This is a genomic window from Marinovum sp. PR37 (genome assembly GCF_028807375.1).
GTDB lineage: Bacteria > Pseudomonadota > Alphaproteobacteria > Rhodobacterales > Rhodobacteraceae > Marinovum > Marinovum algicola.
In genome coordinates this window covers 1-1,441 of record NZ_JARAML010000071.1, presented here as the reverse complement: position 1 = coordinate 1,441, position 1,441 = coordinate 1, and the positions used below count along the sequence as shown (strand labels likewise).

1 pseudogene is annotated in these 1,441 nt (G+C 58.4%); it reads right to left on the bottom strand.

Annotated elements, in window-relative coordinates:
* Positions 1-74: 74 nt before the first annotated feature.
* Positions 75-1,356, bottom strand: a pseudogene (locus PVW49_RS23650) (IS3 family transposase).
* Between the last annotated feature and the right edge of the window lie 85 nt (positions 1,357-1,441).

Sequence of the window (1,441 nt, the reverse complement as noted above, 5' to 3'; positions counted from 1 at the left end):
TGTCCGTCGTCAGGGATTTTGAGACAGATGGCGGCCTGATCTAAAAATGGGTCTGGCTCATCTGGTTGGTTTGATTATGCGGCGGATTTGCGGTGAAGCAAGCGTCGCGCTTCGATGGTCTTTCGTTTGATCTTTTCTCGCTGTTTCAGAATGGTCTGGCCCCGTCCGAAGTATACGTCGGAGGGTGTGAGATTCTGCAGGCTCTCGTGGTATCGTCGGTGGTTGTAGTGATCGACAAATGCGTCGATCTGCTGTCGGAGATCACCCGGCAGGTAGTAGTTTTCCAGCAGGATGCGGTTCTTCAGAGTCTGGTGCCACCGCTCGATCTTGCCCTGGGTCTGGGGTAACTCGACCCATTGTCCGAGAGCAGCCGTGGCTTGTGCAGCACCGTCGCCTGATCGCAGCCCGAAGCCTGCAGCGCCAGGTCCAGCGTGTCGGTGACGTCGCCCGACTTCATCGTCGTGCAAAGCTTCCAGGCGATGATGTAGCGGCTGAAGTCGTCGAGGATGGTGGACAGGTAAAACCAGCCCCAGCCGATGACCTTCAGGTAAGTGAAGTCGGTCTGCCACAGCTGGTTCGGCCTGGTCGTCTTGTCCCGGAACTCGTCGGCCGCCGACACTACCACATAGGCTGGGCTGGTGATCAGGTCATAAGACTTGAGGATGCGATAGACGGAAGCCTCTGACACAAAATACTTTTCCGTGTCGGTGAACTGCACGGCCAACTCGCGCGGCGACAGTTCGCTTTCCTTCAGGGCCAGGTCCTTGATCTTCTCGCGGACCGGCTCGGGTATGCGGTTCCAGACCCGTGACGGCTTGGGGCTGCGATCCTCAAGCGCCTCGGGACCGCCGGCCAGATACCGATCATACCAGCGATAGAAGGTGGCCCTCGGGATGCCCAGCTTGTCCAGGGTTCGCTTCGTCGGCAGGTGTGATCCTTCGACGAGGCGGATAATCTCCTGTTTCTCGGATGCGGGATACCTCATTCGCCGTCGTCCCCATCCGCGATCATGCTTTTTTTGAGCAGCCGCAGTTCCAGGGCCTGCTCAGCAACGACCTCCTTGAGATCACGGGCTTCACGACGCAGATCTTTGACCTCGCTTGTCGAAGCAGCACGCGCTGTATCCCCCGCCAGCCGCTTCTTGCCAGCCTCAAGGAACTCCTTCGACCAGCTGTAATACAGGCTCTGGGCTATGCCCTCGCGGCGGCACAGCTCCGCAATGCTGTCCTCGCCCTTCAGGCCGTCCAAAACGATCCTGATCTTCTCCTCGGCCGAATACTGTTTGCGGGTCGCGCGGCGGATGTCCTTGACGACCTTCTCGCCGTGGCCCCGCTTGGTTCCGGGTTTCTGTCTCATCTTCACTCCTTGGTGGTTACGATGAGCCTGAAACCCTCTCTTATCAAATCACCCTAAACTGTCCCATTGGCGCTGACGTCAGACA